A 22,765-nucleotide genomic window follows, 5' to 3' on the forward strand; every position below is an offset into this window, starting at 1 on the left:
AGCGCAAGGTCCGCCTCGACACCTAGCGGAGCGGAGGAGTTCATATGAGAACGATTGAGCAGTGGGTCGGCGGCCAGCCCTTCTATGGTGACCCGGCAGGCAGGATCCCCGTCGAGAATCCAGCGACCGGCGATGTCATCGCAGAGCTACTGGAGGCGTCGCCCGCAGACCTGGACGACGCGGTTCGAGTTGCGGCCGAGGCACAAAAAGAGTGGGCACGAACGCCGCTCGCAAAGCGCACAGCCATGATGTTCACCATGAGAGAGCTCGTGCTTGCTCACGAGGACGAGCTTGCGAGGGCGATCGTCACGGAGCACGGAAAGGACTATTCTGACGCGGTCGGCGAGATCCAGAGAGGCCGGGAGACACTCGATTTCGCGTGTGGAATCGGTTCCACCCTCAGGGGCGATTATTCTTTTGATGTCTCGGCCGGCATCGACGTCCACTCGATCCGCCAGCCCCTTGGCGTTGTCGCGGGGATCTGCCCGTTCAACTTCCCTGTCATGGTGCCGATGTGGATGCATCCTCTCGCGATCATGACGGGCAACTCCTTCATCCTCAAGCCAGCTGCCCAGACCCCCTCTGCTTCGCTCATTATCGCCCGGCTCTATAGGGAGGCCGGGCTACCGGACGGTGTCTTCAACGTTGTCTCAGGTGAACGTGACATCGTCGCCCATATCCTCACTCATCCGGGAATCGACGCGATCTCGTTCGTCGGCTCAACTCCGGTTGCCCACATTGTTAGAGACACTGCCACCGCCCACGGCAAGCGGGTGCAGGCTCTCGGAGGAGCCAACAACCACGCGATCGTTCTGCCCGATGCTGACCTCGAGTTCGCAGCGACCCACATCTCCGCAGCGGCTTTCGGAGCGGCAGGGGAGCGATGCATGGCACTACCCATCGTCGTCACCGTCGGCGGCATCGGCAACGAACTTGTCGATCGCATAGCGCACCACGCGAAGAAGATCCGCGTTGGCGATGGCATGGATGAAGGGGTCGACATGGGCCCAGTCATCTCAGCGACGGCACGTCAGCGCATCATCGCGCTCGTCGATGAGGCGGAGCGCGACGGCGCTCGCGTCGTTCTTGACGGTCGAGGTCTCGTTGTCGAGGGGAGGGAAGGTGGCCACTTCCTGGGGCCAACAATCGTGACGGGCGTGTCGACCGACAGTACTCTCTACCACCAGGAAGTTTTCGGCCCGGTTCTCACCGTCCTCGAGGTAGACACGTACGAGGATGCCATCGATCTCGTCAACGCGTCACCGTTCGGCAATGGAGCGGCGATCTTCACGAACGACGGGGGTATGGCACGCAGATTCACCCTCGAGGTTGAAGCGGGAATGGTTGGTGTCAACGTTCCGATCCCAACGCCTGTCGCCTACTATTCGTTCGGAGGTTGGAAGGAGTCCCTGCTTGGGGATCGCCACATCCACGGCCCGGAAGGAGTCAGCTTCTACACGCGGGCGAAGGTCATCACGACGCGTTGGCCCGATGCAGGAGCACACGGCGCAACGATGTCATTCCGCCGCGACGAGTGACTCGCGGAAAAGGTAGGAATCCGGAGGTCTACCACGAGATAACCTTGTCGACCTGCAGTAGCGTGCGCGGAATCAGCTGTGTTCTTCGACCATGACGGCAACGATGCCGCTGTCCGCTACCGCCGACTGGGTTTCATCGCGGTCCCATTCGACGAGGATGTCTGGCCCGATAGGATGCTCGACGCCATCAGCTCCCGTGACCCTGCCGTGACCGGACACGACATACAGTCGGCGGTGCCGGCCTCGGAGAGAAAGTGGAAGCGAGGACCCCTTCTTCAGCTTCACGACGTCGACGAACACGTGGTTGGCCACGAACTGACCCGAGTTGAGAACGGAGAAAGCGACGCCGGGGAGATTGTTCGCTTCGGACCATGAAGCCTGTGTGATGATCATGATTGAAGGCTAGCCGGGAACGTTCGTCCCACGCAGGTCATCGCCTTGCAGGCCCCTGCCAGGAGAAGAACCTCCGCGTTCCAACGGGAGGAGACGTGCGCGCACTGACGATCTCAGGCGATCATCGCGTAGCCGAGCGCGGGGATGACTGTGGCGAGTGTGAGACTCGCGGCGATGGTGACGGCCGGAGCCGAGAGCGCTACGCCCACGAGGGCAACGGCGATGACGATGAAAAAGAAGCGAAACACAGGCCGCACGTGAACGGGCGAGTCGACCGGGCGATACTCATGTCCTGACATGGCTGCGTCCTTTCAGCGATGGGGAACGCTCACACAGGTGACTGTAGCACCGGGAGAGGAACCGCCTTCCGACCAGTGAACCGCACGCGAGACTCTCTCGTCGAGGGGCGCGTCCGAGGTATCGCTCGGTACTGCCCATTGGCTCATGGACGCAGAGAGGGCGGAGGCCGATGTGGCCCCCGCCCTCCGACGACATGCGGTACTACTTGTTGAACATGTCCTTTGCCTTGTCCTTGGCCTCCTGTGCAAAGTCCTTGGCCGATTCTCCGACCTTCTTTGCCTTCGCGCTAAGCTGGTCGCCCTTGCCCTCGCGCTCAAGCTGTTCGTCTCCGGTTACTTTGCCAGCGCCTTCCTTGGCCTTACCGCCAAGGTCCTCAAACTGGTTCTCGGCCTTATCGTCAGCACTCATGACATTCTCCTTTGTTCTGGGAACGGTACGTGACTAGTGTGCTGTGGATCGCGCTCGAGAGCATAGTTTTTCAGCTCCCAGGAAAGCCTCCTACCAGCAGTTTCCCAGCGATTCTGGTGCTTTGACCCAGTTCAGCGCCCGCATTTGTCAGCGGCGTGCGTTCTCATAAGACATGGGTGCGGCCTCGTCGATGTGTGTCGACACCGACGGAGAGGTCCGGGTAACGGGTGGATGCGGAACCGATGGTGGGGTCGCGTTAGGATGTCGAGTGACGTTGAGAGAAAGGCACACATGTCTGAGGCACCGGGGCTCGACCCGCGCGACGAAGCAGGAGTAGCGGTAGCAGTCGAGGCGGCACGTGCCGCTTTTGCGGCGTCGACAACCTTCGATGAGCTGAAGGCGGCACGGCTTGCGCACAGCGGCGACCATGCTCCCATCACGTCCGCCAACCAAATGATCAAGCAGCTCGACAAGGCTGAGAAGCCGGTTGCCGGAAAGATCATGGGAGGAGCACGTCGGGCGCTCCAGGAGGCCCTCGCCGAAGCAACGGCACGCCTCGAGGAGGAGGCGGCACGCCGGGTGCTTGTCGAGGAAACGGTCGACGTGACTGTACCCACCCGCAGGACCCCGCTCGGCGCACGCCACCCGCTGTCGGTTCTGCTCGAGGACGTCAGCGACTTCTTCATCTCCATGGGATGGGACATCGCCGAAGGCCCGGAGGTCGAACACGAGTGGTTCAACTTTGATGCGCTGAATTTCGGGCCAGACCATCCGGCGCGGCAGATGCAGGACACGTTCTACGTCGATGGTATTGAGCAGGATGGCGAGATCGACCGCCAGCCGGGTCTCGTGTTGCGCACTCACACCTCGCCCGTCCAGGCTCACGAACTGCTGGCACGCGGCGTCCCTCTCTACATTGCTGTTCCCGGTAAGACGTTCCGCACCGACGCGCTCGATGCGACACACACGCCCGTCTTCCATCAGATCGAAGGTCTTGCCGTCGACAAAGGGCTGACGATGGCTCATCTCAAGGGCACGCTCGACCATTTCGCGAAGGCGCTGTTCGGCCCGGACGCGAAGGCGCGGTTACGGCCCTCGTTCTTCCCGTTCACGGAGCCGAGTGCCGAGCTCGACATCTGGTTCCCGCAGAAGAAGGGCGGGGCGGGTTGGATTGAGTGGGGCGGCTGCGGCATGGTCAACCCCAACGTCCTCACGTCAGCCGGCATTGACCCCGACGTTTATACGGGCTTCGCGTTTGGAATGGGAATTGAACGTGCGCTCATGCTCCGCCACGGAATCGCCGACATGCGCGACATGGTTGAGGGCGACGTTCGGTTCTCAGCACAGTTCTCGACCAACGGAAGGAGCATCTGACAATGCCTCTCATTCCCATCGATTGGCTCTCCGACCACGTCGACACCCCGGAAGGGCTGACCGCTGATGAGCTCGCCGCCGACCTTGTCAAGGTCGGCCTCGAGGAGGAAGAGATCCACCGCGGTGACATCACAGGTCCGATTGTCGTCGGCCGCGTTCTCTCCATCTCCAAGGAGGAACAGAAGAACGGCAAGACAATTAACTATTGCCGTGTCGATGTCGGCGATTTGAATGATGAACCTGGCGAGGGTAAGGAGCCGTCCGACGTGCCGTCGCGCGGCATCATCTGCGGTGCACACAACTTCGATGAGGGAGACTACGTCGTTGTCTCGTTGCCCGGAGCGCTTCTGCCTGGTGGCTTTGCAATCTCTGCTCGCAAGACGTACGGCCACATTTCAGACGGCATGATCTGCTCCATGGCGGAACTCGGTCTCGGGACCGATCATGACGGAATCATTGTCCTTGCACGTAGCGGTGACGAAGCGGCAATTGCCGCGCTCCCCGCTGTCGGTGAGGACGTTATGCACCACCTCGGGCTTGGTCGCGAGACCCTTGAGATTAACGTGACCCCTGATCGGGGCTACTGCTTCTCAATGCGGGGAGTGGCTCGCGAGTATTCTCATTCGACTGGCGCCCGCTTCACCGATCCCGGCCTGCCGGAGAACCTCGAAAGTGCCATCCCCGAGCCCAGTGATGAGCCGAACGTCGTCCTGTTGGACGAAGCGCCGATTAACGCCGCTGCGGGTTGTGACCGGTTCGTCACCCGCGTTGTCCGCGGCATCGACCCGTCCGCACAGAGTCCGGCATGGATGCGGGACCGTCTCACCGAGGCGGGCATGCGGCCCATTTCCCTTGCGGTCGACGTGACAAACTACGTCATGCTCGATCTCGGCCAGCCGTTGCATGCCTACGACTTCGACGCGCTGGAACTTCCAATCGTTGTTCGCCGTGCCCGCGCAGGGGAGCGGCTGACAACACTTGATGACGTTGAGCGCACACTTCATCCCGAAGATCTTCTCATCACCGATACAGGTGCCGAGAGGATTCTCGGTCTCGCTGGTGTGATGGGTGGGGCGTCGACCGAGATTAGCGAGAGTACTGTCAACGTTCTCATCGAAGCCGCGCACTTCGATTCGACGAGCATTGCCCGGACGGCGCGACGCCACCGCCTGCCGTCCGAAGCGTCGAAGCGTTTCGAGCGTGGGGTGGACACTCAAATCGCGCCGGTTGCGGCTCAGCGGGTGGTCGACCTTCTCGTGGAATACGGCGGGGGTGCGGCGTCCGATGCCGTGACGGACGTCGATCACACCGCTCCTCTTCCGACCATCGCCTTCGACCCAGCCGAAGTCACCCGCCTGACGGGACTGACCCCCTCGCGTGAGGAAACCGCCGGTATTCTCCGCCAGATCGGATGCCGCGTCTCTGACAGCTTCGACGTCGCCCCCCCGAGCTGGCGCCCTGACCTGGTCGGTCCTGCTCACCTTGTCGAGGAGATTGCTCGCCTCATTGGGTACGACGAGATCGCGACCCTCCTGCCCGCATCCCCAGCTGGTCGGGGCCTGACAGATGTGCAACGCCGTCGGCGAGACATCATGCGAACCCTTGCGGAAATGGGGTGGACGGAGGCACTGTCCTATCCGTTCGTCAGCGCCTCAGTCCACGACGATCAGGGGATTCCCGACGACGATGAGCGCAGAGCCGCCCTTCGCCTTCGCAATCCACTCCAGGATGATGTTCCGCTCATGAGGACGTCGATTCTTGATTCTTTGCTACGCACGGCAGCCCTCAACGTGGCACGGCAGAATGCCGGCACCGCAGTTGTCGAAGCTGGGCTTGTCACTCATCCGGCTGGCATCACCCCTATCGCCGCTCCGCCAGGGGGTGTGAAGCCCTCCGATGAGGTCATCGCCGCGCTTCACGCAGCGATCCCAAACCAGCCGCATCACGTTGCCGGGGTTGCTGTACCGCGGACCCTCGGCGCAAGGGCGGGCTTTGAGCCGGTCGTGTGGGACTGGCGCGACGCTATCGAAGCCGTCCGCTCGATCTGCAGGATCATCGGCCTGTCTGTCACTGTTCACGCGGATTCGCGTGCCCCCTTCCATCCCGGCAGGTGTGCGCGAATAGAGGCCGCCGGCACGATCATCGGTTACGCTGGCGAACTTGCGCCCGCCGTCTGTACAGCAGTCGAGATTCCCGCGCGCTCGATCGCGTTCGAGGTTGATACGGACGCGATGAGTGCGGTTCGCGGCGTTGAGCCGATCTCTGTCAAACCCGTGCGTACACATCCTGCGGCCAAAGAGGACATCGCGCTCGTCGTCGCTGACTCTGTCACGGCCGCCGAGGTCGAGGCGATCATCCGCTCTGCAGCTGGCGAGCTCCTTGAGGACACCTGGTTGTTCGATGTTTATGCGGGCGAACAGTTGCCGGACGGGACAAAGTCTCTTGCCTTCGCGTTGCAGTTCCGTGCCGACCACACGCTGACCGCCGAGGAGACAGCCGCAGTCCGCGCAAGAATCGTCAAGCGCGCTCGGAAGGTGGTCGGCGCATCTCTTCGCGAGTGAAGAGTTTCCTGTTCCTCGTGTGCCGCCCCATGGGAGAAATTGCTGACATGGAGCGGCACGAGGTTCTCGATCGAGGACGGATCGACGCCGATGACCTTGTCAGTTGTCGGCTCGACCTGTCAGGCCCGCTGCCGCGCCTCGATGACTTCAGCGGAGTCATCATCTCCGGCTCTCCTTACAATCTCATGACGGCCGACGAGGCGAAGACTCCGGCTCAGGTTACGACCGAGGAGAAGCTCGCTGACCTGTGCGACGAGATCCTCGAACGCGATATTCCCACTCTCGGCTTGTGCTATGGGCTTCAGGTCCTCGCTTTACGTGCAGGCGGTAGCCTGACGAGAGACCATGCGGAGAGGATCAGTGCCCCGATCCTCTCGGTGACGGAAGCGGGTCGTGACGATCCGCTACTCGCGGGGCTGTGGCCGACCTTTCGAGGCTATGTTGGGCACGCTGAAGCCGTCGGCCGCATACCCGAGTCGATGAGCGTTCTTGTCACGTCCGAGACGGCGCCGGTTCAGATGGGAAAGTTTGGCACCAACGTGTACGGCACGCAGTTCCACCCTGAAATTAGCCGCGAGGGGGCGCGTTTTCGAATCGGATTGTACGGCGGGACGTATTTCGACCCGCACGACTACGAGGATGTACTGACGGAATGCATGAGTGCCTACACTGAGGACAGTATTCTTCGGACCTTCATCGAGCTGTATCGGAGTTGACCCATGGATTTCGCCACGTCTGCCCAGTCCACCGTCGGCATCGAATGGGAATTGCAGCTCATCGACAAGGACTCTAACGACCTGCGCCAGGCTGCCGGCTTCGTCATGGAGCAGCTGAAAGACAACGACTTCATCCACGCCGAAATGTTGCTCAATACGATCGAGATCACCTCTGGTGTCCACACGTCGGTCAATGGTTGCATCGATGATCTCATCTGCGGCGCGGATGCGCTGCGGAAGGTGACCGAGCCGCTTCGAATTGACATCGCGACAGCGGGCTCCCATCCATTTGCCGATCCCGCGTACCAGCGGGTCACCGACTCTGCGCGGTACGAGGAGCTCGTCAACCGCACACAGTATTGGGGCAGGCAAATGTTGCTCTTCGGCACCCATGTTCACGTCGGTCTTGACCGACGCGACAAAGTTCTCCCCATCGTCCGAGCGATGCTGACCCGGGCGTTCCACATCCAGGCACTGTCATCCTCGTCGCCATACTGGGCGGGTGAACATACGCAGTATGCGTCGAACCGGGCGATGGTGTTCCAGCAGTTGCCGACGGCTGGCACACCCCGGCAGTTCGATGAATGGCATGAGCTCGAGCGCTACGCGGCCGACCTGAAGAAGACCGGCGTTATTGAGAACTTCAATGAGGTCCGCTGGGACATCCGCCCCTCGCCCGGCTGGGGGACGATCGAGACCCGCGTTGCCGATGCGAACACGAACCTACATGAGTTGCGGGCGATTGCCGCTCTCATCCACTGCCTCGTTGACCATTTCGCAGCCGAGCTTGACGAGGGCCGGGAACTACCGACGCTTCCTGACTGGTTTGTTGATGAAAACAAGTGGCGTGCAGCCCGCTATGGGATGGACGCGATACTCATCGTCGACCGGCACGGCAACGAGGAGCATATCTCCGACACGGTCAAGGACATGCTCGTTGCCCTCGAACCGACCGCAGAGAAGCTTGGCTGCCTCGACGACCTTGCCGGAATCACCGACATCCTCGAGATCGGTGCCGCCTATCAGCGGTTCACGGAGGTCGCAAAGCGACATGGCGGCTCGCTCGATGCGGTCGTCGAACACATGAGGGCGGAGATGAAGGCCGAGAAGCCACTCCCGTCTGCCGCTACCGTTCTCGAAAGGCAGGGACCCCGATGAAGATTCTCGTTACTGGCGCTTCCCGTGGCATCGGCCGCGCCATAGCTCACGCAATCGCGAGGCCGGGCAGGGAAATCCACGTCCATGCACGCTCCATCGAGGCGCTCGCCGAGACCGAGGAACTGTGCCGCGCGACAGGCGCTGACATCGTTCGCCATGCAGCTGATCTGTCTCAGCCTTCCGAGGCCCTCCGGCTTGCCTCGGAGTTACCGGATCTCGACATGCTCGTCAACAATGCGGGTGTGTCAGGCACAGAACGCCTACCGTGGGACATCACTCCAGAGGAGTTCGATGCGACGCTGAAAACGAACGTCCTCGCCCCATTCATCCTTTCCTCGGCAGCTGCCCGGTCCATGCTCGACCGGGGCGGGTTTATCGTCGACCTGTCTTCGGGTGCGGCTGTCACGGACCGCGCCGACTCCGCTGACTACTGGGTGTCGAAGACAGCCCTGATGAGGCTTGGCGGCTCGTTCCACGAAGCTGGCCACGACAGGGGTCTCAAGGTTTTTGAAGTGGCTCCCGGTGTCGTCCAAACCGATATGACGCTGTCGATGAGGATGCATGATGGGCGCAGCGAGTGGACTGACCCATCGGAAGTCGCAGGTATCATCGCGGCGATAGCCGACGGTGAGCTCGACGGGCTGGCGGGAACCCACATCCGTGCAGGCGTGGACACCCTCGACGAGCTTCGGGCGCGGGCCGCACGTGGAGTTGGCTCGGGGGAGCGCAGGCTGCGTCTCACACCCTGGGGCGCCTGACAGTAGCGGTACGCCCGCCGTCAGTGGCGGACGCTGGGTGCTGGTTCGATGGCGAGGTGCTCGACGACCTCGACACCGGGAAACAGCGCGAGGACAGTGCCTGGCAATCTGATTTTCGACGTGCGTAGCCCGGATCCGATAATGGCGGGGCCACCGAGGACGAGCGGGTCGAGCCATACGGGCCACGAGCTATCGAGCCCCAGCGGCGTGATTGCGCCATACTCCATGCCGGTTCGTTCAACTGCGGCTTCCATGTGCAGGAATGAGCATTTGCGGACGTCAAGACGTCGCTTAATCGTGTGATTAACATTCGCGCGGGTGGTTGCGCGCACGCAGCAGGCCGCTAACCTCTCGACACCGTGACGTCGGCCAGCGACAAGGACGCAGTTGACCGAGTCAAAAAGGGCCGTGCCCCATTCGCGGGTCAGCACCTCTGTATCGGCGTGGGCTGGGTCGATCTCGGAGACGAGGATTCGGCTCGCGATATCGGGGTTGTGGGCGCCAAACGCCATGATCGAGGCAGCCACGCTCGGAGCGACCAGGTGGGTATTCTCGAGCGCGGGCGTCCACGTCGGCGTCACGGAGCCACCTCCTCCTCGCCTTCGTGGGGCACCGTTGTCTTGCGAAGCTGGATGGCGGTGATGCGGTTGTGTTCGACGGCCGCGACCTCGAGCTCGTAGCGGACATGAAGGCCGTCGTCCTCGTCGTCCGTAGTGAATTCGGGGTTGATGGGGACGATGTCTCCCTCGCGTGCCAGTCTTCCCATGTGCGACAGCATCCAACCTGCGATGGTCTCGTAGGGACCGTCGGGCAGGGCAATGCCGGAACGATCCGCGAAGTCCTCGAGCGACGTCTGCCCATCGAACATCTTCGACTCGTGTAGCTTCATCTCCTCGCGATACTGCTCGTAGTCGTACTCATCCCAGATCTCACCAACAAGCTCTTCGATGATGTCTTCAAGAGTGACGAGACCGTCGGTGCCGCCGTATTCGTCGACAACAACGCCGATGTGATGACCGGATGACCTCATGTGGTTCATGACGGGCATGATTGTCGACGTGCCCGGGACCATGAGGATTTCGCGAATGAGCGGCTCGATCGGATCGTCCTCCGATGTTGCATGCCGCGCTTCATACAGGTCGCGGATGTGAACAAAGCCCGCGACGTCGTCGATCTCCTCGTGGTAGACGGGGTAGCGGGAATATGGATGGTCACGGACGACGGCCAGGGCCTCTCCGACGGTCGCATCGTCCCGGATCGCGACGACGTCGCGCCGGTGCTTCATGACCTCGCGCAGGAGTGTGTTGGATGCCTGGAAGATGTCCTCAACCATGTCCCGTTCGGACGGGTCGAACCCCTCGTGGCTGACGACGATATCGCGCACCTCTTCATCGCTCATCGCCGAGCCGTCCTCGTCAGGGTTGATACCCGCGAGGCGCAGGACCGCTCGAGAGGACGAGTCGATGATCCAGATGACCGGCTTGAGAAGCACGGCGAACTTCGCCAGTGGTGGGCCGAGAACTTTCGAGGTTCTTTCGTTCCGCGACAGGGCGATTCGCTTCGGGACAAGCTCTCCGAGCACGAGCGAGAGGTAGGAGATAAGGATGGTGAGAACGACGAGAGCGATTCCCGACGCCGCGCCGGTTGCGACGCCAAGATCCTCCAGGACGGGGACGAGCTGGGGCGCGAGCGTTGATGCGCCGAAGGCTGACGAGAAGAAACCAGCGAATGTCACGCCGATCTGGACAGCCGACAGAAACGTGCCGGAGTCTCGCGCTAGTTCGGCGACCTTAGCGCCAGCCTTCGATTCGCGCTCCATGCGCCGTAGCTGACTCTCTCGAAGCGAGACCAGAGCCATTTCCGATGCGGCGAAGATGCCGCCGATGATGACGAAGATGAACACCATCGCGATGTCGAGCAGGAGGTCGCTCATGACACGACCTCCGCGCTCGGCAGGATGAAGCTGGGCCTGGCGGTAGAACTGTCAGATTCCGAATTCGGGGGTTTATCCACGACCACCATAGTAACGGCACCGCCCCGCACCGTCAGGAACGCGAACTGCACGCACGATGCTCGGTGACGTTGCCCGACAGGGGACCGCCTAGTCCACTTTGAACAGAGTCTTACCGACGGAGGTTGCGGACTCAATGTGAGCATGGCCGGTAGCCGCCTCCGATAGGGGCAGGATTTTGCCGATAAGGACATCGAGGCGTCCGGTCGACACATGTCCCATGAGTTCGCCCCAGCGCCACTCCTGCTCAGCACCGAGGTGGTCGGCGAGCGTAGGGCGGGTGACGAAGAGGCTGCCGAGCTTATTGAGACGCTGCAGATCGAAGGGCGGGACCTGGCCCGATGCTCCGCCGAAGAGACACATGAGTCCGCGCGGGCGCAGGCAGGTGATCGTATGGTCGAAGGAGTCCTTGCCAATCCCGTCGTAGACAACGTCGACCTTGCCGACGAGTTTCTCGACCTGCTCCGGAACGCTGGCCCAGTCGTCGGCGACGATCGTGTGTGTTGCCAGCGAGAAGGCGAGTTTGTCAGCCGAGCCAACCGTGCCGACCGTCGTCGCTCCGCGATGTGTCGCGAGTTGGGCAGCGAGCCGTCCGACGCCGCCAGCCGCGCCCGTGAGGAGAATCTTCGTCCCCGAGCCGACCGGGAAGACAGAACGAATGAGATAGTGCGCGGTCATTCCTTGAAGTGGCAGTGCAGCCGCGATATCCATATCGACGTCGTCAGGAACGTACATGGCGGCCGACGCGGGAATGACGACCTTCTGTGCGTACGAGGCAGCGCCGTTGCCCCACGCTACCCGCGTCCCATCCCACCAGCCTTCGACGCCATCGCCCCGGCCGATGACTCGACCCGAGCCCTCTCGGCCGGGAATGAACGGATAATCGACGTCATATACTCCGCTACGTTCGTACGTGTCGATGAAGTTGAGTCCCGCGTAGTCGACATCGATGAGGAGCTCACCTGGGCCTGGAACGGGATCAGGGACCTCCACCCACTCGAGAGCCTCGGGGCCACCTGCTGCCTTCGCCTGTATCGCAAACATCGTTCGCCTCCTTGGACCTAGACTAGGTGGAAAAGCTCGTACGGGGGAGAGAACCATGGAATCAACGCGCCGCCTCTACATCGACAAGGAGCATTCGGCTGTCTACCGGTCCGCGCTCAGCTTCGCCAAGGCGACGACGAAGGCCGCCGAGGAGGCCGGCCTGGGCCGAGACTTGGTCGAGCTCATCAACGTCCGTTGCTCCCAGATGAACACGTGCCCCGCCTGCCTCAAGATTCATGTTCCGCAGTTGGTTCGAGCCGGTCTCGACTCGGTCAAGATTGCTGTCATCCCGTCCTGGCGCGATACCGAAATCTTCACGCCGGAGGAGCGCGCCGTCCTTGAGATTGCCGAACTCGTCACCGACCTGCCCCAGCCTCGTGACGCCGGTCAACGCTACGACGAGGCGGCGTCCGTCCTCACCCCGGAACAGCTGTCGGCCGCCGCTTGGGTGGCGACTGCTATCAACGCCTTCAACCGTATCTCCGTCATCTCCGGTCACCCCGTGCGTTGAGCGACACGAGGTCCCACATTGTGGCAACCCTCGGTCCCCGCTGAGGAAGGCCGATAGGGTGTAACCGGGCTAACAGAACAAAGCTTCCAGTTTCGATACACGCGGGCGTATAGTTATTCGCATGGTCACAGTAGCTGTAGCAGGAGCCAGCGGATACGCGGGGGGAGAGGCTCTCCGGCTTCTCCTTGCCCACCCGGAGCTCGAGATCGGGGCGCTGGCCGCCCATTCGTCGAGGGGACCGCTTGGTTCCCATCAACCGCACCTGGCGCCGCTTGCCAGCCGTGAACTCGTCGGACTCGAGCCCGAACTGCTTGCCGATTCGGATGTTGTCGTCCTTGGTCTGCCACATGGCGCGTCAGGTCAGCTCACCGCAGAGATCCTCGCAATCAACCCCGACGTGCGCATGGTCGACCTCGGGGCTGACCATCGCCTGGAGAATAGGGGCGACTGGGAGGCATTTTATGGCGAGGGCTGGTCCGAACCGTGGGCCTATGCCATGCCGGAGCTGCTTCGTACCGGTCAAACCCAGCGAGAAATTCTTGCCGATGCGAAGGTCATCGCCGCACCGGGTTGCAACGCGTCGGCGGTAACGTTCGCTGCACAGCCAGCGATAAGGGCCGGTATTGCCACCGGAGAGGACATCGTCGCCGTGTTGGCAGTCGGCTATTCCGGGGCGGGTAAGGCGCTAAAGACACACCTGCTTGCATCCGAGGGCATCGGAAATCTCAACCCGTACGCGGTTGGCGGCACCCATCGCCACATTCCCGAGATCACCCAGAATCTCCGACTGGCGGGCGGAACCCTGAGCGGCCTGTCGTTCACCCCGGTCCTCGCGCCGGTCGTCCGCGGCATCATTGCGACGGTGTCGATGCCCGTCGCGCCCGGGACGACCCCGAGCGACGTCACAGACGCCTACCGCTCCGCATACGACGGTGAGCCGTTCGTCCGCTGGTCCGCGACTCCTCCGAACACCGCCGTCACGACGGGCTCCAATAGCGCCCTCGTGCACGCTGTCCTTGACCGTGACGGGCAGCGCCTCACGGCGGTCTGCACGCTCGACAACCTCGTGAAGGGCACGGCGGGCGCCGCCATCCAAGCCTTAAATCTCTCCCTCGGCATTCCCGAGGAGACCGGCCTATCGAGCATCGGAGTCGCTCCATGATTACGCATCCCCTCGGATTCCGGGCGGCTGGTGTCACAGCCGGTTTGAAGGAATCCGGCAAGCCCGACCTTGCTCTCGTCGTCAATGACGGACCAGAACACACCGCAGCTGGGGTATTTACAACAAACCGAATCGTTGCGTGGCCGGTGACGTGGACAAAGAGCGCGATAGCGGACGGCATCATTCAGGCCGTTGTCCTCAATTCCGGCAACGCGAACGTTGCGACTCCGGGTGGCATGGCCGTGACGGAAGCGACAGCGCAGACAGTCGCCGACAGCCTCGGCATCCCAATCCGCGATGTGGCAGTTTGCTCGACAGGAGTCATTGGCACGGCGCTGTCAGCCGCCCCCCTCATGTCGGGTGTGGAGAAGGCAGTTCCCGCCCTCAGTTCGGACGGCGGTCCTGCCGCTGCAGAGGCGATCATGACGACTGATACGTCGCAGAAGGAATCGCAATTCACTGCAGATTTTCGGATCGGTGGCATGGCAAAGGGTGCTGGCATGATTGCGCCTGGCATGGCGACGATGCTGTGCGTCATCACGACCGACGCCGTCATCGACCCGGCCTTCGCACAGGATGCGCTCTCGGCGGCAGTCGATCTCACATTCAATCGAATCGACGTTGACGGGTGCATGTCGACAAACGACACGGTCCTCCTCCTCTCCAGTGGCGCAAGCGGAATCTCACCTGACCCGGCGCAATTCCAGCAGGGCCTGACGTCTGTGTGTGATGACCTCGCCCGACAAATCGTGGCGGACGGCGAAGGTGCGAGTCACGTTATCAACCTACGCGTGACGAAGTCAGCGACGGAGGCTGGTGCCCTGGCGGTTGCCCGCGCCATCGCCCAGTCGAACCTTTTTAAGTGTGCGATCTTCGGCAATGACCCGAACTGGGGCAGGATCATCTCCGCGGCTGGAACGGTGCCGGAAACGGTCGCGCCGTTCGACCCGGCGGATCTTGCCGTCATCATCAACGGTGTGATTGTTGCAGAAAACGGTATCGACACCGGCAGGCGCGACGAGGTCGATATGGCGGCCAACCGGGACGTCACCATCGAGCTTCAGCTCGGCTCCGGGGCGGAGTCGGCACAGATTTGGACCAACGACCTGACGTATGACTACGTCACGGAGAATTCGGCGTACACGACATGAGCATTCTCGACAGGCTACAGGCGGCACAGGAAAAGGCAGAGGTTCTCGTTCAGGCGTTGCCCTGGATTAGGGAGTTCTCCGGCCAAACCATGGTCATCAAATATGGCGGCAACGCCATGGTCAATGACGAGCTTAAGCAGGCGTTCGTCCACGACGTCATGTTCTTCCATCACGTCGGGCTGCGCCCCGTCATCGTCCACGGTGGCGGCCCGCAGATCAACGCGATGCTCGGCAGATTGAGCATCGAGTCGGAGTTCCGAGGTGGACTGCGGGTCACGACTCCAGAGGCGATGGATATCGTCCGGATGGTTCTCACAGGTCAGGTGCAGCGCGAGCTCGTCTCCCTCATTAACAGGGATGCGCCCTATGCGGTCGGCATGTCCGGTGAAGACGCGGGACTTCTCACCGCGGTAAAGCGCACTGCCCTTATAGACGGTGCGGAGGTTGATCTCGGCCAGGTTGGCGACGTCCACCACGTCAACCCGGCCGGCATCCTCGAACTCCTCGATGCTGACCGCATCCCCGTCGTGTCGACGATCGCAGTTGACGTTGAAGGCGACGGGATCCTTAACGTCAACGCGGACACCGCCGCGGCTGCGATCGCCGGAGCACTCGGCGCTCGGAAGCTTCTCATGTTGACCGATGTCGAAGGACTGTACCTTGACTGGCCGAACAAGGACTCCCTCGCCGCAACGGTGACGGATGCTCAGGTTCGTGAGCTCCTTCCATCGCTCGATGCGGGAATGAAGCCGAAAATGGAGGCCGCACTTTACGCCATCGATGCGGGAGTTGGCGCCGCCCATATTATCGATGGCCGCATGGCCCATTCCATGCTTCTTGAGATCTTCACGGATGCCGGTGTCGGCACCCTCGTCACGAAGGGGAACGAATGATTGAGACCTACCAGCAGGTGTACCAGAATGCTTTCGGTACGCCGTCGCTCGTCCTAGATCACGGCAAGGGCGCATACGTATGGGATACGGATGGGAAGAAGCATCTCGACCTCCTCGCTGGTATCGCAGTCAATGCGCTTGGCTACGCCGACCCGGCGATGATGAAAGCGATCGCGGACCAGGCTGCCAAACTCGCCCACGTGTCGAACTTCTTCACGACGGAGCCTCAGATCAACCTCGCCACGAAGCTTGTCGAGCTTCTCATCACCGAGGGCGGCCGGGCAGGCAAGGTATTCCTTGCGAACTCCGGCGCGGAGGCGAACGAGGGTGCGATGAAGCTCGCCATGCTCCACAAGCCGGGAGGGCGGATCATCGCCCTGGAGGGCGGATTCCACGGCCGGACCCTCGGCTCCCTGTCGATCACCCACAAGCCAGCGATCCGCGAGCCTTTCGGCCAGATTCCGGGGTGCGCGTTCATCAGTACCGATGTTGAGGCTCTCGAAACGCTTGGAGACGATGTCGCCGCGATCTTCATTGAGCCGATTCAGGGCGAGCGCGGTGTTGTCCCCCTCAGCCCCGAGTTTCTCATCGCCGCTCGGCAGACCGCGGACCGCATCGGTGCCCTCCTTGTCGCTGACGAAATCCAAACTGGTATGGGTCGGACGGGTCGCTGGTTCGCGCACACGGAGCACATCCAGGCCGACGTTGTCACGCTCGCGAAGGGGCTTGGGGGAGGCATGCCGGTCGGCGCGATCATCGCAACCGGCCCGGCTGCCGGCCTATTCACGCCGGGAAGCCACGGCAGCACGTTCGGTGGCAATCCGATTGTCGCCGCGGCGTCGCTTGCTGTCATCGGCAGGGTCGAGGGCCTCCTCGATCACGTCCAACAGACCGGCGCATGGCTGACATCAGCCCTCGAAGTAGCGGGTTTCCCCGTCCGGGGCGCAGGCCTGCTCCTTGGCGTCACCGTCAACGACGCACCGCGACTGGTTGGCGAAATGAGGGAGCGCGGCTTCATCGTCAACGCAACGGGCGACGACACGCTACGGCTGGCCCCACCGCTCATCATCACCCAGGCAGATCTCGAGCCCTTCATCGATACTCTGCGTGACCTGAGGGGATGACGTGAAGACGACGCCGACCACTCGGGCCGCCCGTCACGCAGTGATCGCGGAGATAATCAATACCGCCCACATCGCCTCACAGGAAGCGCTTCGGGTTGAGCTCGCTGAGCGCGGCATCGTCGTCACCCAGGCGACGCTGTCACGCGACCTTGACGATCTCAGGGCGACGAAGGTCCGCTTCAGCAGTGGCCGGCAGGCCTACGTTCTGCCCAATCCCGATGAAGTGCCAGACGCGACCGTGGCCGCCCGCGACTATCTCGAGCGGTATTGCCGGGACTTCCTCCTCACCGCGAGGGTCGCGTTCAACCAGGTCGTGCTGCGGACACCACCGGGTGCTGCGCAGATCCTCGCATCCTCAGTCGACCGTGCCGTGCTCGAGGGCGTCCTCGGCTGCGTTGCGGGCGACGATACTGTCCTCCTCGTCACCGATTCCGGAGATCGGGCGACATCACTTGCTACGTACCTTCTACATCTGGCCGAACAGCGGTCACCAGAGAAAGAGAAAAACGCATGAGCGAACATAAGGATCGGGTTGTCCTTGCCTACTCCGGTGGGCTGGACACCTCCGTCGCGATCGGATGGATTGGTGAGCAGACCGGCGCCGAAGTGGTGACCGTGTCCGTGGACGTTGGGCAGGGCGGCGAGGACCTCGAGGTCATCCGCCAGCGCGCGCTCGACTGCGGAGCTGTGGAAGCCTACATCGCCGATGCTCGCGACGAGTTCGCGGAAGATTACTGCATGCCAGCGCTTGCCGCGAATGGCCTGTACATGGATGCGTACCCGCTGGTGTCGGCCATCTCGAGACCGATCATTGTCAAGCATCTCGTCACCGCTGCCCGTCAGTTCGGCGCGACGACCGTGGCTCACGGATGTACGGGCAAGGGCAACGACCAGGTCCGTTTCGAGGTTGGCATCACGTCTCTCGGTCCGAATCTCCAGTGTCTCGCTCCTGTACGCGACCTCGCGCTGACTCGCGACTTCGCGATCGAGTACGCGAACAAGCACAACCTGCCGATCGAGACGACGAAGAGCAACCCATTTTCGATCGACCAGAATGTGTGGGGCAGGGCCATTGAGACCGGCTTCCTTGAGGACATCTGGAACGCGCCGACAAAGGATGTGTACTCCTACACTGACGACCCGACCTACCCGCCGCTTCCAGACGAAGTCATCATCACGTTCGAGGCGGGCATCCCCGTCGCGATTGACGGTGCGCAGGTCACGCCTCTGCAGGCGATCCAGCAACTGAATCAGCGCGCCGGAGCTCAGGGAATCGGCCGCATCGATATCGTCGAAGATCGCATGGTTGGCATCAAGTCCCGTGAGATTTATGAGGCGCCGGGGGCGATGACACTCATCGAGGCCCACCGCCAGCTCGAGGACATCACTCTCGACCGCGACCAAGCCCGCTTCAAGAGGACCGTGTCGGACCAGTGGACGAACCTTGTGTACGAAGGTCAGTGGTTCTCGCCTCTCAAGCAGTCTCTCGATGCGTTTATCCAGGACACCCAGCGCTACGTGTCCGGTGACATCCGGATGACACTGCACGGCGGCCGCGCCACCGTGACGGGACGCCGCTCAGAAACGTCACTGTATGATTTCAACCTCGCGACGTACGATGCTGGCGACACGTTTGACCAGTCGTCGGCGCGCGGATTCATTGAGCTCACCGGGCTTCCCGCGAAACTTGCAGCGGCCCGCGACGTCACCTTCGGCAACGGCGAAGCGATGGGCGAGACAGTCCTCAGCTGATGTGTTCTATGGGGCGGCGGTCTTCGGACCGCCGCCCTTTCGCGTCGGAGGGCATTCGACACCCTGATCGGATTCGGTCCTGCCGAGGTTTCTGCCAGCGGGTATGCAATCGAAGCGGTGGACGCCGGAGATGTGAGACTTTACGCTGGAGTCCCGTGCCCACCCGCACATGCACGGGGGTTTCCCTTGGTCTCAACAAAGGAGTCTGACCAATGAGATTATCCAGAACACTGGGGGTGGCCGGCATCGCTGCCGCTGTCGCCCTCACACCATCGATAGCCCACGCCGAAATCCGGAGGGTGGAGGCGCCGGAGGACAGCCTCACCCTGCTTGCCACGACCGACCTTCACGGAACCGCGCTCGACTGGGATTACTTCACCGGAACGACGTTCGGAGCATCGAACGCCACCAACGCGCGCGGCATGGATCGCCTGTCCACCGCCATTACCCAGATCCGCGCCGACAAGGGCGCGGAATCCGTTCTTCTGCTCGACAACGGCGACGCCAACCAGGGCAACCCCCTCGAGAGCGTCTACCACTCGGAGCGCGCCGGTGACACGGTCGATCCCATGGCGTCTGTGTTCAACCACCTCGCTTACGATGCGGGCGCTGTCGGCAATCACGAGTTCAACTACGGACTCGAGGATCTCGCCCAGTACGAGACGAACCTGAAAATGCCGCTACTGGGCGCGAATGTTCTCGACGTGGACACCGGCGAGCCTTACCTCGAGCCCTGGACGGTGGTGACGAAGACGACCGCAAGCGGGCACGACGTCGAGGTCGGCATCATCGGTGTCGTGACCCCCGGCGTCCGTATCTGGGACCGGCTCCACGTCCAAGGGAAGCTCACCTTCCAGGACCCCGTTCTGGCCGTCCAGGAGTTCGTCCCGGAGGTCGAGGGGGCAGGCGCCGATGTTGTCATCGTCCTTGCGCACACCGGTCTCGACGCAGAGGGCTACGTATGGAATCCCGATGATCTCGAGGAGAACGTCGCCACCTCGATCGCGAGGGAGACGAGTGGGGTGGACGTCATCGTCGGCGGGCACTCCCACCGCACGGACAAGGTCCAGGAGTACTTCCAGAACGCTGAGGGCGAGCAGGTGCTTTTCACACAGCCCGGCTATCATGCACGCTTCCTGTCGAATGTCGACATCCCGATCCAACTCGACCCGGAGGGCGCGCCGGAGGTTGTCTGGTCAGACACGGTCAAGCCGACTGCGGTAGCCGCAGGCGCCCCTACACACGCAGCGGATCCTGCCATCGAGGACGTCATCGCGCCCTGGCACGACAAGACGCTCGCGTGGGTCTCGCAGGTCGTCGCGCAGGCGACCGAGACGATGTCGGCCGGAACCTCCGTCTACGAGGACACCGCGATCGTCGACTTCATCTCCCGAGTTCAGATGGACGAGGCGGAGCGCGCGCTCGCCGGCACGGACTACGCGGACCTGCCGCTCCTCTCAGCTGCGGCCCCGTTCTCCCGCACAGCAGTCTTCCGTGAGGGCGACGTGACGGTGGCCGACATGGCAGCCCTCTACATCTACGACAACACGCTCATGGCGGTCGAGCTGACCGGCGAGCAGGTGCGCGACTACCTCGAGTACGCCGCACGCTACTACAAGCAGGTCGAGGAGGACGCTGAGATCACTGACTGGTTCGAGGTGACGAACGCGCAATACCCGGGCCAGACTCGTGGCATCCCCGACTACGCCTACGACATCCTCTCCGGCGTCGACTACCACATCAACATCTCCAAGCCGGTCGGCGAGCGCATCGAGAATCTCACCTACCCGGACGGATCACCCGTTGGTGCCGACGATCGAGTCGTCCTGGTTCTCAACAACTACCGGCAGTCCGGCGGCAGCGGATACCCGCACGTTGTCGACGCTCCCATCGTCTACAACGAGCAGAAGGCGATCCGCGATCTCATGATCGACTGGGCCATCGACGCAGGCACCATCGACCCCGCGGACTTCTTTGTCGAGAACTGGACAGTCTCTTCCTCGACCGTTCTCGAGACACCCGAAGAACCCACCGACCCCGCACCGGCATTGAAAGGCAACGTCTTCTATCTCTCGGACAGCTGGACGTCGACCACGCACACATACGGCTTCTCCTACGGCCGGATTGGCGATGAGGTATTCGTCGGCGACTGGGATGGCGATGGGAAGGATACGCTCGGCGTCCGCCGCGGTAAAACGTTCTTCCTCAACAATTCACTCGCGACCGGCCGGGCTACCCACGAGTTTGATTACGGACGCGTCGGCGACACGGTCCTCGTCGGCAACTGGGATGGCACGGACGGCGACACGCTGGCGGTGCGACGTGGCAACACGTACTACATCGCAAACCAGCTACGCGGCGGCGCCGCGGACACCGTGTTCGACTACGGTCGGACCGCTGACGAGGCGCTCGCGGGTGACTGGAACGGCGACGGGACGGACACGATCACGGTCCGCCGCGGAACGACATTCTTCGTGTCGAATAAGCTGCGCGGCGGTGTCGCCGACACCTCGTATGCATACGGACGTCTCGGCGACCGCGCCCTGGCGGGCGATTTCGACGGCGATGGAGTCGACACGATCACGCTTGCGCGCGGCAACGTCTTCTACATCAACAACGCCCACGCAGGCGGAGCGGCCGACACGACACTCGTCTACGGACGAGCAGGCGACGCCGTCTTTGTCGGCGACTGGAATGGCGACGGGATGGATACACCGGGCGTCAACCGCGTCGTTCGATAAATCATCGACCGCATCGTCCGAATAAGTGACGGGCCCGTGGCACATGCTGCGGGCCCGTCCTTCTGCCTGCCGCTGGCAGCTCCGTCACCTGCTGTCAATGGTGCGGCCATTGAGGTAAGTGTGGCTGTGACATTCGATTGTCGAGCGTCTGGTGTGCCTTGCGGCGACCCGCCTGACCCGAGCCTATGAGACGCTGTGGTGGAGATCGCATGGTGGAGCGGGCCGGAAGTCTGGCCCACGGCCCGGCCTTCGCCGATAGCATGGTCGTGACGGAGGGGATCCATGAGCATTCGTGTGGAAGCAGGACGGTTCGCCAGTGTGTCCCAGACCTTTGACAGTGGTGTTCTCATCGCCCACCACCCTCGGAATGGCATCCGGGTTCTCACTGTCGACCCTGAGTTCGACGAAAACGGTAACGCGCAGATATTCGCGGTGGGCCAGTCAGTGTTTGAGGCCCTCGTTGCGTCACACAGCGCAACGATCGTCTGGCAGCCGAATGTGAAACATGGTTGGACGCTGATCTACGACGGGCGGCTCGATCCGCGTAGCCCGCGCCTCGAGGATGGCGCGACAGAAAAGGATGCTGTCACCCTGACGATGGTGTCCGGAATGCTTCACCGCCCGTCCTCGCACGCGGACGGCCCCGATTGGCAGTGGCCCGAGTCCTAGGCGGAAGGAACCCTGTGGAGAACAGCCGAGCGAGACGGAGAACACGATGGTAGACATGCAGTCTCTAGAACCGGTCATTTACGTCGACAGAGGACCCGACGGAATGACGGAAGTCAGGCCCGTCCAACGCCTGCGTCGTTTCCACATGGAGCACCGGCACGTCGCCCACGCATCGTGCGATCCGGTGTCCGTGCCCGTCACCCAGGGCCGAGTACGGCTGTGGGTCGACCCCGACGCGGTGCCCGACACCGTCACCGTCAGCTTCTTTCGCCGCCCCCGCCGAGCTCTCATGTTCCCGCTCGAGATCGACGCGTACGACCTGACGGGCGGGGATCTCCATGCCGAGTTCGGGATGGACGGCGCAAAGCAGAGCATCGTCTTCACAGTCCCGGAGGAGTGCGCGGTTCTCAGAGTGACGGCATCGTATGCGAGCGAGGAACGAGTGACCGATCGTTACGTCCTCAAGCTCGAGGGCTGACGTCACAGACACTCAAGCGGCGC

At 62.4% G+C, this 22,765-nt stretch carries 22 protein-coding genes; 16 read left to right on the plus strand and 6 right to left on the minus strand.

Translation table 11 applies throughout. From position 1 onward, the window contains the following. Positions 1-44 precede the first annotated feature (44 nt). Positions 45-1,538, plus strand: a complete 1,494-nt coding sequence (locus H7E91_RS05435) for a CoA-acylating methylmalonate-semialdehyde dehydrogenase (RefSeq protein WP_182354080.1) — start codon at positions 45-47, stop codon at positions 1,536-1,538. A 72-nt stretch (positions 1,539-1,610) separates the two neighbouring features. Here the strand turns inward: H7E91_RS05435 and H7E91_RS05440 are convergent, their stop codons facing one another. The 3 genes from H7E91_RS05440 to H7E91_RS05450 form a co-directional block, all read right to left on the minus strand. Then, positions 1,611-1,931, minus strand: coding sequence for a hypothetical protein (locus tag H7E91_RS05440; protein WP_182354081.1), 321 nt, complete (start codon positions 1,929-1,931; stop codon positions 1,611-1,613). Between the two features lie 113 nt (positions 1,932-2,044). Continuing rightward, complete coding sequence (locus H7E91_RS05445) at positions 2,045-2,230, minus strand: hypothetical protein (RefSeq protein ID WP_182354082.1); 186 nt, start codon at positions 2,228-2,230, stop codon at positions 2,045-2,047. A 202-nt stretch (positions 2,231-2,432) separates the two neighbouring features. After that, positions 2,433-2,639 carry a CsbD family protein gene (locus tag H7E91_RS05450; RefSeq protein ID WP_182354083.1) on the minus strand — a complete coding sequence of 69 codons (207 nt, stop codon included), beginning with the start codon at positions 2,637-2,639 and terminating at the stop codon, positions 2,433-2,435. Positions 2,640-2,930: 291 nt separating this feature from the next. On the opposite strand from H7E91_RS05450, the gene pheS reads away from it, so the two are divergent. The 5 genes from pheS to H7E91_RS05475 are packed head-to-tail and all read left to right on the plus strand — an operon-like array spanning position 2,931 to position 9,206. Further along, a complete protein-coding gene (pheS, locus tag H7E91_RS05455; protein ID WP_182354084.1) occupies positions 2,931-4,013 on the plus strand; it encodes a phenylalanine--tRNA ligase subunit alpha in 1,083 nt (360 codons plus the stop codon). Between the two features lie 2 nt (positions 4,014-4,015). Further along, positions 4,016-6,574 (plus strand): phenylalanine--tRNA ligase subunit beta, encoded by a 2,559-nt coding sequence (gene pheT, locus H7E91_RS05460; RefSeq protein ID WP_182354085.1) that lies wholly within the window; start codon positions 4,016-4,018, stop codon positions 6,572-6,574. Continuing rightward, a complete protein-coding gene (locus tag H7E91_RS05465; RefSeq protein ID WP_182354086.1) occupies positions 6,571-7,290 on the plus strand; it encodes a glutamine amidotransferase-related protein in 720 nt (239 codons plus the stop codon). Before pheT ends, H7E91_RS05465 begins: the two co-directional genes overlap by 4 nt. A gap of 3 nt (positions 7,291-7,293) precedes the next feature. Next, entirely contained in the window at positions 7,294-8,448 is a 1,155-nt protein-coding gene (locus H7E91_RS05470) for a glutamate--cysteine ligase (protein WP_182354087.1), read from the plus strand. Continuing rightward, on the plus strand, positions 8,445-9,206 hold the full coding sequence (locus H7E91_RS05475; protein WP_182354088.1) for an SDR family NAD(P)-dependent oxidoreductase: 762 nt from the start codon (positions 8,445-8,447) through the stop codon (positions 9,204-9,206). The genes H7E91_RS05470 and H7E91_RS05475 overlap by 4 nt, the downstream gene beginning before the upstream one ends. Before the next feature lie 20 nt (positions 9,207-9,226). On the opposite strand, the gene H7E91_RS05480 is transcribed toward H7E91_RS05475, so the two are convergent. The 3 genes from H7E91_RS05480 to H7E91_RS05490 form a co-directional block, all read right to left on the minus strand. Beyond that, complete coding sequence (locus H7E91_RS05480) at positions 9,227-9,787, minus strand: YbaK/EbsC family protein (RefSeq protein WP_338401744.1); 561 nt, start codon at positions 9,785-9,787, stop codon at positions 9,227-9,229. After that, the gene (locus H7E91_RS05485) at positions 9,784-11,139 is read right to left on the minus strand and encodes a hemolysin family protein (RefSeq protein ID WP_182354089.1); all 1,356 of its coding nucleotides are present in this window, start codon (positions 11,137-11,139) and stop codon (positions 9,784-9,786) included. Before H7E91_RS05485 ends, H7E91_RS05480 begins: the two co-directional genes overlap by 4 nt. Positions 11,140-11,307: 168 nt before the next feature. Next, positions 11,308-12,261: a quinone oxidoreductase family protein gene (locus tag H7E91_RS05490; protein ID WP_182354090.1), complete on the minus strand. Its 954-nt coding sequence runs from the start codon at positions 12,259-12,261 to the stop codon at positions 11,308-11,310. Positions 12,262-12,316: 55 nt separating this feature from the next. On the opposite strand from H7E91_RS05490, the gene H7E91_RS05495 reads away from it, so the two are divergent. The 10 genes from H7E91_RS05495 (at position 12,317) to H7E91_RS05540 (ending at position 22,742) form a co-directional block, all read left to right on the plus strand. Next, on the plus strand, positions 12,317-12,772 hold the full coding sequence (locus H7E91_RS05495; protein WP_182354091.1) for a carboxymuconolactone decarboxylase family protein: 456 nt from the start codon (positions 12,317-12,319) through the stop codon (positions 12,770-12,772). Between the two features lie 121 nt (positions 12,773-12,893). Then, positions 12,894-13,934 (plus strand): N-acetyl-gamma-glutamyl-phosphate reductase, encoded by a 1,041-nt coding sequence (gene argC / locus H7E91_RS05500; protein WP_182354092.1) that lies wholly within the window; start codon positions 12,894-12,896, stop codon positions 13,932-13,934. After that, the gene (gene argJ, locus H7E91_RS05505; RefSeq protein ID WP_182354093.1) at positions 13,931-15,085 is read left to right on the plus strand and encodes a bifunctional glutamate N-acetyltransferase/amino-acid acetyltransferase ArgJ; all 1,155 of its coding nucleotides are present in this window, start codon (positions 13,931-13,933) and stop codon (positions 15,083-15,085) included. Before argC ends, argJ begins: the two co-directional genes overlap by 4 nt. Then, positions 15,082-15,978 carry an acetylglutamate kinase gene (gene argB / locus H7E91_RS05510; protein WP_182354094.1) on the plus strand — a complete coding sequence of 299 codons (897 nt, stop codon included), beginning with the start codon at positions 15,082-15,084 and terminating at the stop codon, positions 15,976-15,978. The genes argJ and argB overlap by 4 nt, the downstream gene beginning before the upstream one ends. Continuing rightward, positions 15,975-17,102, plus strand: coding sequence for an acetylornithine transaminase (locus H7E91_RS05515; RefSeq protein WP_182354095.1), 1,128 nt, complete (start codon positions 15,975-15,977; stop codon positions 17,100-17,102). Before argB ends, H7E91_RS05515 begins: the two co-directional genes overlap by 4 nt. 1 nt (position 17,103) lies before the next feature. Next, positions 17,104-17,616 carry an arginine repressor gene (locus H7E91_RS05520; RefSeq protein WP_182354096.1) on the plus strand — a complete coding sequence of 171 codons (513 nt, stop codon included), beginning with the start codon at positions 17,104-17,106 and terminating at the stop codon, positions 17,614-17,616. Continuing rightward, on the plus strand, positions 17,613-18,854 hold the full coding sequence (locus tag H7E91_RS05525; RefSeq protein WP_182354097.1) for an argininosuccinate synthase: 1,242 nt from the start codon (positions 17,613-17,615) through the stop codon (positions 18,852-18,854). The genes H7E91_RS05520 and H7E91_RS05525 overlap by 4 nt, the downstream gene beginning before the upstream one ends. A 212-nt stretch (positions 18,855-19,066) precedes the next feature. Beyond that, positions 19,067-21,595 carry a bifunctional metallophosphatase/5'-nucleotidase gene (locus H7E91_RS05530; RefSeq protein ID WP_182354098.1) on the plus strand — a complete coding sequence of 843 codons (2,529 nt, stop codon included), beginning with the start codon at positions 19,067-19,069 and terminating at the stop codon, positions 21,593-21,595. A 282-nt stretch (positions 21,596-21,877) separates the two neighbouring features. Next, on the plus strand, positions 21,878-22,264 hold the full coding sequence (locus tag H7E91_RS05535; protein WP_182354099.1) for a hypothetical protein: 387 nt from the start codon (positions 21,878-21,880) through the stop codon (positions 22,262-22,264). Positions 22,265-22,319: 55 nt separating this feature from the next. Beyond that, the gene (locus H7E91_RS05540; RefSeq protein WP_182354100.1) at positions 22,320-22,742 is read left to right on the plus strand and encodes a hypothetical protein; all 423 of its coding nucleotides are present in this window, start codon (positions 22,320-22,322) and stop codon (positions 22,740-22,742) included. Positions 22,743-22,765 lie beyond the last annotated feature (23 nt).

The sequence above is a fragment of the Flaviflexus huanghaiensis genome (assembly GCF_014118685.1).
GTDB classification, from domain to species: Bacteria; Actinomycetota; Actinomycetes; order Actinomycetales; family Actinomycetaceae; genus Flaviflexus; species Flaviflexus huanghaiensis.

What these genes read in the sequence shown, in the direction of transcription:
- H7E91_RS05535 (WP_182354099.1), top strand. Translation starts at nt 21,878, where the DNA reads ATGAGCATTCGTGTGGAAGCAGGACGGTTCGCCAGTGTGTCCCAGACC.
- H7E91_RS05450 (WP_182354083.1), bottom strand. Translation starts at nt 2,639, where the DNA reads ATGAGTGCTGACGATAAGGCCGAGAACCAGTTTGAGGACCTTGGCGGT.
- pheT (WP_182354085.1), top strand. Translation starts at nt 4,016, where the DNA reads ATGCCTCTCATTCCCATCGATTGGCTCTCCGACCACGTCGACACCCCG.
- argC (WP_182354092.1), top strand. Translation starts at nt 12,894, where the DNA reads ATGGTCACAGTAGCTGTAGCAGGAGCCAGCGGATACGCGGGGGGAGAG.
- H7E91_RS05530 (WP_182354098.1), top strand. Translation starts at nt 19,067, where the DNA reads ATGAGATTATCCAGAACACTGGGGGTGGCCGGCATCGCTGCCGCTGTC.
- argB (WP_182354094.1), top strand. Translation starts at nt 15,082, where the DNA reads ATGAGCATTCTCGACAGGCTACAGGCGGCACAGGAAAAGGCAGAGGTT.
- H7E91_RS05435 (WP_182354080.1), top strand. Translation starts at nt 45, where the DNA reads ATGAGAACGATTGAGCAGTGGGTCGGCGGCCAGCCCTTCTATGGTGAC.
- pheS (WP_182354084.1), top strand. Translation starts at nt 2,931, where the DNA reads ATGTCTGAGGCACCGGGGCTCGACCCGCGCGACGAAGCAGGAGTAGCG.
- argJ (WP_182354093.1), top strand. Translation starts at nt 13,931, where the DNA reads ATGATTACGCATCCCCTCGGATTCCGGGCGGCTGGTGTCACAGCCGGT.
- H7E91_RS05485 (WP_182354089.1), bottom strand. Translation starts at nt 11,139, where the DNA reads ATGAGCGACCTCCTGCTCGACATCGCGATGGTGTTCATCTTCGTCATC.
- H7E91_RS05445 (WP_182354082.1), bottom strand. Translation starts at nt 2,230, where the DNA reads ATGTCAGGACATGAGTATCGCCCGGTCGACTCGCCCGTTCACGTGCGG.
- H7E91_RS05490 (WP_182354090.1), bottom strand. Translation starts at nt 12,261, where the DNA reads ATGTTTGCGATACAGGCGAAGGCAGCAGGTGGCCCCGAGGCTCTCGAG.
- H7E91_RS05525 (WP_182354097.1), top strand. Translation starts at nt 17,613, where the DNA reads ATGAGCGAACATAAGGATCGGGTTGTCCTTGCCTACTCCGGTGGGCTG.
- H7E91_RS05540 (WP_182354100.1), top strand. Translation starts at nt 22,320, where the DNA reads ATGCAGTCTCTAGAACCGGTCATTTACGTCGACAGAGGACCCGACGGA.
- H7E91_RS05440 (WP_182354081.1), bottom strand. Translation starts at nt 1,931, where the DNA reads ATGATCATCACACAGGCTTCATGGTCCGAAGCGAACAATCTCCCCGGC.
- H7E91_RS05495 (WP_182354091.1), top strand. Translation starts at nt 12,317, where the DNA reads ATGGAATCAACGCGCCGCCTCTACATCGACAAGGAGCATTCGGCTGTC.
- H7E91_RS05515 (WP_182354095.1), top strand. Translation starts at nt 15,975, where the DNA reads ATGATTGAGACCTACCAGCAGGTGTACCAGAATGCTTTCGGTACGCCG.
- H7E91_RS05470 (WP_182354087.1), top strand. Translation starts at nt 7,294, where the DNA reads ATGGATTTCGCCACGTCTGCCCAGTCCACCGTCGGCATCGAATGGGAA.
- H7E91_RS05475 (WP_182354088.1), top strand. Translation starts at nt 8,445, where the DNA reads ATGAAGATTCTCGTTACTGGCGCTTCCCGTGGCATCGGCCGCGCCATA.